Origin of the sequence: Aneurinibacillus sp. UBA3580, from assembly GCF_002375825.1 — a bacterium.
In the GTDB taxonomy this organism is placed as follows: domain Bacteria; phylum Bacillota; class Bacilli; order Aneurinibacillales; family Aneurinibacillaceae; genus Aneurinibacillus; species Aneurinibacillus danicus.
This window is the reverse complement of sequence record NZ_DFMZ01000069.1, coordinates 24,883-32,277: the sequence shown is the minus strand read 5'-3', so window position 1 is coordinate 32,277 and position 7,395 is coordinate 24,883. Positions and strand designations below refer to the sequence as shown.

Here is a 7,395-nt window from a genome sequence, read left to right as displayed (position 1 = left end):
TGCCGCTCGTCCTTTTTCCACACAGAAGACAAGCGGCCGCTTTGTGGCCCTTCGGTCGGACCGGCAAAACATCCAGGTACCTCGAGGAGGGAGACAATTGCCGGTCTTTCTCTCCCTTAAGGGCCACACGCTCCACACGGAAAAAGCAATGGTCGGCACACGCCTCGCGTGTTTTTCCTTGCTTACGAATGGAGGGAAAATACATTTCACTTTATCGCTGTAAAGCGAAATATACTTTCCTATACATAGAAAAAGGACCGCAGTGATTGCGGTTCTTTTTCTATTCTCCCCAAACAAAAATCCAAAAAATTCCTGCCAATAAAATGTGGGGAACTGTGCCCAAAACATTCATAAGATGATCATACTTTGTTAATAATTTCTTCTTATACTGTTAGAGGTGTCTTCTTTATGCACCTACATAACAATTAAAAGACTAGACATGCAATACATACACTCACGCATCAAAGAGATAACCAAGAAAATAGACAAAGGAAAGAGGCTATGAGAATCAAAAAAACAGGGATTAGACAGACAGTCATGGCAGGATTGCTTTCGGTATCTTTGGCAGGCGGGCTTACCCCGTTTCTTCCCCAAGCTGCGCAAGCAAGCGGTACGTTTACGGACCTTTCCAGCGTGCCCTGGGCAGCAGGAAGCATTAACAATCTGTATGAGAAAGAAATCATCAACGGCACCACCGCAAAGACCTTCTCACCAAACCAGAAGGTAACTCGCGCGGAATTCGCTACTATTCTATCAAGGGCAATGGATAGAGAACGGATCATTCCTACTTTTCCATTTACCGATGTAGCGGAAAACAAATGGTATTACGAAACAGTCAAAAAAGCATACCAAATGGGAATCGTTAAAGGTGTGTCGGACACCCGCTTCGATCCGGAACGCCCGGTTACGCGCGAAGAAGCGGCAGTTATTATCGCCCACACGTTTAATTATTCTCATTCTGACCAGAAGCTGCCGTATTCGGACGCATCCAAAGTGAGCGACTGGGCAGTGGATAGCGTAAAAGCGGTTACACAGAAGCAAGTTTTTTCGGGAGATGACGGCGTCTTCAACCCACAGAAAGAGCTGACCCGGGCCGAAGCGGCAGTCATTCTGCAGAAAGCGTTATTCGGCTCCGTACCAAAGCCGGAACCGACGCGCCAGGTAGCCTCCCGCACGGATTCCCGTCTCGATGAGCTATTAATGCGCAAAGTCGAGCCGCTGCTTGGCACGCCGTACCGTTGGGGAGGCACAACGACTAAAGGATTTGACTGCAGCGGTTTTACACAGTATATATACAGCTCCCTTGGGGTTGATCTGCCGCGCACCTCCAGCCAGCAGTTCGAAACAGGTACCGCCGTTTCCGTGAACTCGATGGAACCCGGTGATCTCGTATTCTTCGACACCGGCGGCGGCAAAATCTCGCATGTCGGCATTTATATGGGCAACGGGCGAATGGCGCATGCGGCCAGCGGCCAAGGCAAGGTTACGATCAACGATATCGACTGGTATTTGTCTCACTACCGCGTCGTCGGCGTGAAACGATATTTGTAGGTGTAGGATGCGAAGAACAAGCGCAGAAAGTTTTTAGACTTTCTGTGCTTTTATATTGCATCTTTACCATATAGAGTGCCATCCTGCCGCTGTTTTTAAGACACATTATAGATAAAGGGATAGCATTCATTGGCTTAGTGCAGATCATGAATGGCACGCTGAGCCTTATGCTCTTCCTCTTTCTTCACGTAAATATCGTATTGAGTATAATCATGCGAAGTTGAATAGCCTGAAGGAGAAGGGTAGCCTGAGTTCAATCTGATTTTTATGTCATATTTTATTCCGGCTGCTCTTAAGCGACTCGTTGCTTTAAAATAATCATTATTATTAAAAGCCGTATAGACCAGGCAACGGTATTCTCTTTCTTTTAATGAAGAAATGGCCGGTAGTACGATGATAACCCCAAGCACTACAATTGTTAGAACAAGAGGGAAATCCCAATCCATATTTATCCTCCCCTTTGTCTTTAACAAAATTTTCTCCTATATTTCTTTCCTTCTAGATTATCCTCCGAAAAAGAAGTCAAGGACATTCATAGCACCGGAACTTCTCATGTTGTAAAACTCGGAATAACCGCAGTTGGCACAGGAAACGACTTTAAACTGATTATGCTGAATGTCAAATAGCTTAGATAATCCTGTTCCCGTTGTAGCAATTTCACTTTGGTTTACTTTCTCACACCCGCATTTCGGGCAGCCTTTTTTCTTTTTGTTCTCTTCCATATGACTCACTCTCCTTCTGTATCCTTGCTTTTATATACGGATTATATTTCCTGAAGTTGCAATATCAGTATTTTCTTAGCCTTTTACATTCTTCATGACTACCTCCACAGAAAACCACCATGGCGTTTCAGCCACAACCCCGGCATGAAAATTGAAGGAAGGGCTACTGACTTTTGTGGTATGAAGGAAAAGAGAGAAGAGAACGAGGGGAGGATTTCAATGTAGAAAAAGGCGAACGCCCGCGAGTTTTTCTTATTCGATATTGGCTTCTCACCAAACTTTGTCGTGTGGGGATTGACAAACACAGAGTGCAGGGACGGGAGGAGGGACGGGCAATGGAACGATTTTACGCGACCGCTCAGCGGAAGGCGTCCCGTGCGCGGGTCCTTGCCCACAATCCTTCCTCGCCTTCGCATCGGGGTATTCTTTTGTGGGCGAGCGCGCGGGACGCCGGGAGCGGACGTTTTCTCTTTCCGTGTGGAGCGTAACCGACGTGACATGCCTACCCTTCTCCCGTCCCTGACGATTCGTTGTCGACCTATCCCATCGTCACCGATACAGATGGATAGGAAGCGATGATTTTCACAGAAAAAAACTATAAAGCAGTCCTCTCCTACAAGCAATTATGAAATAATATGCAAAATATCATCTATGTCCTTACGCGGCGGTTTAGCCGGGAGGTCGACCGGATATCCCAGTGCAATGACCATTGTAATCTGCTTATAGTCGGCAATATTCAGGTACTCCTTAAACCGATGTTTGGCGAAGAAGACCGGGGCCGTCATAGGACACGTCGCCAACCCTGCCGCATGCGCCGCCAGCATTAAGTTCTGCGACGCTAAACAACTGCTTTTGATGCCTTCTTCTTCATATACCGAATCCTCAATTAGCCCTAATGGCGCAAAAATTTTTTCCCGAAACTTTGAAGTATATGACGTGGCGAGACAAACGATTAAAACGGGGGCATCGGCAAAAGAAGCGGCATAGGGGCCGAATGACCGCAGCAGCATCCTGGCCTCCTTATGCATTCCTCTCTGCTTTGCCTCTTCAGCGATTGTGCGCAGCTCCTCCCACACCATGGCGGAGAGCTTCTCGATTTTCTCCTTGTTCATAATAGCGATAAATTCCCACGCTTGTGCGTTCGTATCACTCGGCGCATGCCTTGCACAGTCAATAATTTCTCTAATTTGTTCAATTTGGACGGCTTTGTCTTCAAATTTTCGAACACTGCGTCTCCCTAACATTACAGCTTTAAACTGCTCATAATCCATCGTCCGTCGTCCACCTTTATCCTATTTCAAAATACGCAGAGACAGCACGCCTCTATTCTATTCGTTCTTTTTTGACCAGCAGCGCAGAACCTAAACCGCCCGCTGCTGCGATAGCAGCCAGGCCATATTCGCCTTCCCGCAGCTCATAAAATAATTTTACAAGCAGGATCGCTCCGGATGCCCCATAGGGATGCCCGTACGCAAGTGCGCCCCCTGTTCGGTTTACGATAGAAAGGGGGATACCGGTCTCTCGAATTGTCGCTAACGTTTGGGAAGCAAACGCCTCATTAAAAGCGAACGCGGAGATATCCGATGGCCCCAGTCCGTTTCTCGATAGCGTTCGTTTAATCGCGTCAACTGCGCCAAGACCCAAAACATTGGGATCGCATGCACTTGTTTCGGCGTGAATGAGGTGAAGTCCTTCCGTAAAGCGGCGCTGCTTTGCATATTCGTCCGTTGTTACCAGCACCGCTGCCGCTCCGTCATTTTCCGGACAACTGTTGGCCGCCGTTATTGTACCGCAAATCGGACGTGCTCTTCCCGCCAGGCGCTTCATATTGGACCGTGGGCATTCATCGCGTTCTTCACCCAAAATCTCATGGTGAACATTTGCCCTGCACGCTTTTTCATGGCTCCAGACTGCGAACGCATCCTGGACCCGCCGTGATAGACGATACAGTTTCGCTACGTTCTCAGCCGCCTCGATCATGCCCGGATTCCCGATGGATTCCGGTGAAAAACGGGCGCACGTCCGATCGGAAGCGCTCGTACTTTCCGTTCCTCCGGCAAGCAGCGCTCTCCCACCACCGGCCTGAATGGTTCGCATGGCCAATATAACCGCATCCAGCCCGGATGAGCATTGGCGATTCACCGTAATTCCCGGCACATGCAGGGGAAGCCCCGCTTGAAGCAAAGCAAGACGTGCCACATTTCCCTTTCCCACGGCGTTACCAAGGATAACTTCATCGATTTGCTGCCCCCGGGCCAGATAACGAAGCAACGGTGCCGCAAGCTCCTCGGCTGTCCGCTCCCGATACATTCCGTCTACCTTACCGATGGCACTTCGCTTTGCCGCAACAATAACTGCTTTATGCATGAAGTGCCTCCCTGAGTGCCGTCCTTGATAGTTTACCGTTTTCCGTACGGGGAAAGTCGTTGACCGTGATGATACGCCGGACGTATTGCCCGTGTGTCAAAGACATACGAAGTTGCTTGCGAAGAGCCGATTTAATCTCCGGTGTGCATTCCGCCTCCAGAAGAACAAGAACGGCTTCCTGTCCGTATCTATCATGCGGTACACCTATGGCTGCCGCTTCAGTAATGCCTGGAAAAGCAAGAGCAATCGCTTCGATTTCACGCGGATACATTTTCACCCCGCGGCAGATAATTTTGTCCTCTTTGCGTCCGGTTAAAAATAAGTATCCATCGTCGTCAAGATATCCGTAATCCTCGGTTGTAAACGTACGAAGATCCGATCTTCCTACTGCCACATACCCACTGAAAAGGAGCGGGCTTGTTATCTGAAGCAAACCAACTTCTCCATTCGGCAGTATATTCCCCGCTTCATCGACAATGCGACATTCGACTCCCGGCAGTACCCGTCCAACCGAGCCGTCCCGTCCGTTTCGCATAGAATGTGCCGCAATAAAGCTCGCTTCAGATGAGCCGTAAAACTCGATGAACTCCGCATCCGTTTTGCTGCACAGCGCCTTCCGCAGGGAATCCGGGCAGCGATCGCCGCCACAAATAATTGCGGCCAACCGGATTTTTTCCGGCAGCCGTGCAAGCATGGACGGGACAGCATAAAGCACGGCATCAGCACTGTAGACACTGCGATTCGTCAATTGTTCGGGTGATAGAAGCTGAACGGTTTTTCCCCGGTACAATGCGTGAAGCGCTCCATAAAGAAAAAGGGAGCTCTCAAGCGGTCCCGGAATAAGTACCGTTTGCACTCTTGCCCAATCAATCATCGCATCGCTTAACCGAAAGCTTTGCTTCCAGGAATTCCATGTTCGCATAAAGCCTTTCGGTGTACCCGTTGTTCCCGAGGTAAATCCGATATAAAACAAATCTTCATCTTTTGGCGGTGCGGTATGTACTCGTCCCTCTGCTACATCACCGGGATGAAGGCAGGTCACATCAGCCAGCGGCCTATCTGCGAAACAAAGAGCAGGTTTTGTAATGCGGACCATCTCCGTTAATCGTTGCATGGGCCACTCGTAAAAAGGCATGGCGATCGCACCGATATGGTTGGCCGCCAAAAAGCAGGCCAACAGCTCGGCTCTGTCGCGAAGCAGAAGTGCCACGCGATCGCCATGCCTTACATTGTGCGCAACCAGTGCGGCAGCCAGCGCATCAATCCTCTGCTGCAGCTGTTCATAGGTGTACTCCCGCACTCCTTTGATAGCTGTGGTCTGCCCGCTGTATTGCCTAAGCCGCATGCCGTCTTTGTCTTTCCTTTACGAAAGGTACGTTGGCCATTTTGCTGATGAAAAGGGAAGCTGCCACTGCTTTTATAGCGTCTCCCGGAAGGAAAACTACGTTCTGCGCAAGCGCCGCCAAAAACGGTGTTTTCATAGTAATCATCAAACCTAATGAACCCATAAGATACACAAAACCGATCCCGAACAAAACGGATGATAAAAGGGCTGTCGCAAAGACCGGAAACACTCGAATTTTATCAATGGAATAACCAATGAGAAAAGCAGCAAAAGGCCAGCTAAATAAATACCCTGCAGACGGTCCGACAAATACAGACCAACCGCCGCGGCCCCCTGATAATAGCGGAGCGCCGGCCGCTACCAGCAACAGAAAAACAACGACACTTAAAAAACCTCTGCGTGCGCCCAACAGGCCGCCAATCGCCATAATGGCCATAGATTGAAGGGTAATAGGGACACCGCTTCCCCCCAGTTGAATGCCCGGTACGATGCCAAGTGCCGCAATGATGGCAGCTCCCATGGCAATAAATGCAATCGATTTCGTTTTCATGCGTTTCCTCCTATTGTATGTAAACTTACAATAATAAAAAGTTAACACATAAAACAAAATGTCGCAATATAGCGAATTCGATTGAATTTTCATATTAGAAAAAATTTAATATAATCTATTTGTTAGCGGTTCAACATTAATGGATAAAAAACAGAAGCTATTTAAATTTTAGAATGAGGAGGAATTACTATGGAGGAGATTATAGCCCGGTTTAAGGAAGTACCGACTACATGCATTTCCGATGCAATGCAAGGACTTAACAACCTGGATTCAACCATTAAGCCTTTGAAAGAGGCTTATACAGTTGCCGGAAGAGCGTTAACGGTAAAAATACCGGTAGGAGACAACTCTGCCGTTTTAAAAGCGATCAGAGAAGCAAAAATAGGAGATGTTTTAGTCGTTGACGCCAAGGGCGATTTATATCGCGCAATCGCCGGTGACTTTGTTGTAGGGATGGCAAAAACCATGGGAATTGAGGGAATCGTGGTCGATGGTGTCATTCGGGATATTACGGGGATTAAAGATTTAAATTTTCCCGTATTTTGCAAAGGCACAACTGTTGCGGCGAGCGGCAAAGCCGGTGTAGGTGAAATCAACGTACCTATCTCTTGCGGCGGAGTAACCGTTCGTCCCGGAGATATCATTGTAGGGGATGCAGACGGCGTTGTGGTGGTTCCAAAAGAAATCGAACAAGATGTTTTGAAAAAAGCGCAGGAAAAAATGAAGACGGATCAGGCGCGGGAAGAAAGTATTCTAGTAAATCGGGAGACAGTAATCAACTATCTGGACAGTATCTTATCAAAGTGATGCCTGCTTCTAGATAAAACCACCATGGCCGATGAGCCACAAGCCCTGCCATG

The 7,395-nt window shown here is 48.4% G+C and carries 9 protein-coding genes; 3 read left to right on the top strand and 6 right to left on the bottom strand.

Annotated features, from left to right (window positions below):
• Nucleotides 1-501: 501 nt before the first annotated feature.
• Nucleotides 502-1,551 carry an S-layer homology domain-containing protein gene (locus B2899_RS10695; RefSeq protein ID WP_146809373.1) on the top strand — a complete coding sequence of 350 codons (1,050 nt, stop codon included), beginning with the start codon at nucleotides 502-504 and terminating at the stop codon, nucleotides 1,549-1,551.
• A 134-nt stretch (nucleotides 1,552-1,685) separates the two neighbouring features.
• Here B2899_RS10695 and B2899_RS10690 read toward each other — a convergent pair whose 3' ends face one another.
• The gene (locus B2899_RS10690; RefSeq protein ID WP_146809374.1) at nucleotides 1,686-1,997 is read right to left on the bottom strand and encodes a hypothetical protein; all 312 of its coding nucleotides are present in this window, start codon (nucleotides 1,995-1,997) and stop codon (nucleotides 1,686-1,688) included.
• A 57-nt stretch (nucleotides 1,998-2,054) separates the two neighbouring features.
• The gene (locus B2899_RS10685; RefSeq protein WP_146809375.1) at nucleotides 2,055-2,273 is read right to left on the bottom strand and encodes a zinc ribbon domain-containing protein; all 219 of its coding nucleotides are present in this window, start codon (nucleotides 2,271-2,273) and stop codon (nucleotides 2,055-2,057) included.
• 335 nt (nucleotides 2,274-2,608) lie between these two features.
• Here B2899_RS10685 and B2899_RS10680 point away from each other — a divergent pair, with 335 nt between their 5' ends.
• Nucleotides 2,609-2,761, top strand: coding sequence for a hypothetical protein (locus B2899_RS10680; RefSeq protein ID WP_286885689.1), 153 nt, complete (start codon nucleotides 2,609-2,611; stop codon nucleotides 2,759-2,761).
• Between the two features lie 135 nt (nucleotides 2,762-2,896).
• On the opposite strand, the gene B2899_RS10675 is transcribed toward B2899_RS10680, so the two are convergent.
• The 4 genes from B2899_RS10675 to B2899_RS10660 are packed head-to-tail and all read right to left on the bottom strand — an operon-like array spanning nucleotide 2,897 to nucleotide 6,535.
• Complete coding sequence (locus B2899_RS10675) at nucleotides 2,897-3,544, bottom strand: nitroreductase family protein (protein ID WP_286885686.1); 648 nt, start codon at nucleotides 3,542-3,544, stop codon at nucleotides 2,897-2,899.
• Between the two features lie 52 nt (nucleotides 3,545-3,596).
• The gene (locus B2899_RS10670; RefSeq protein ID WP_286885683.1) at nucleotides 3,597-4,640 is read right to left on the bottom strand and encodes an acetyl-CoA C-acyltransferase; all 1,044 of its coding nucleotides are present in this window, start codon (nucleotides 4,638-4,640) and stop codon (nucleotides 3,597-3,599) included.
• Nucleotides 4,633-5,985 (bottom strand): class I adenylate-forming enzyme family protein, encoded by a 1,353-nt coding sequence (locus tag B2899_RS10665; protein WP_286885681.1) that lies wholly within the window; start codon nucleotides 5,983-5,985, stop codon nucleotides 4,633-4,635. The genes B2899_RS10670 and B2899_RS10665 overlap by 8 nt, the downstream gene beginning before the upstream one ends.
• The gene (locus tag B2899_RS10660; protein WP_146811790.1) at nucleotides 5,975-6,535 is read right to left on the bottom strand and encodes a biotin transporter BioY; all 561 of its coding nucleotides are present in this window, start codon (nucleotides 6,533-6,535) and stop codon (nucleotides 5,975-5,977) included. The genes B2899_RS10665 and B2899_RS10660 overlap by 11 nt, the downstream gene beginning before the upstream one ends.
• Before the next feature lie 189 nt (nucleotides 6,536-6,724).
• On the opposite strand from B2899_RS10660, the gene B2899_RS10655 reads away from it, so the two are divergent.
• On the top strand, nucleotides 6,725-7,342 hold the full coding sequence (locus B2899_RS10655) for an RraA family protein (protein WP_286885678.1): 618 nt from the start codon (nucleotides 6,725-6,727) through the stop codon (nucleotides 7,340-7,342).
• The last annotated feature ends 53 nt before the right edge of the window (nucleotides 7,343-7,395 follow it).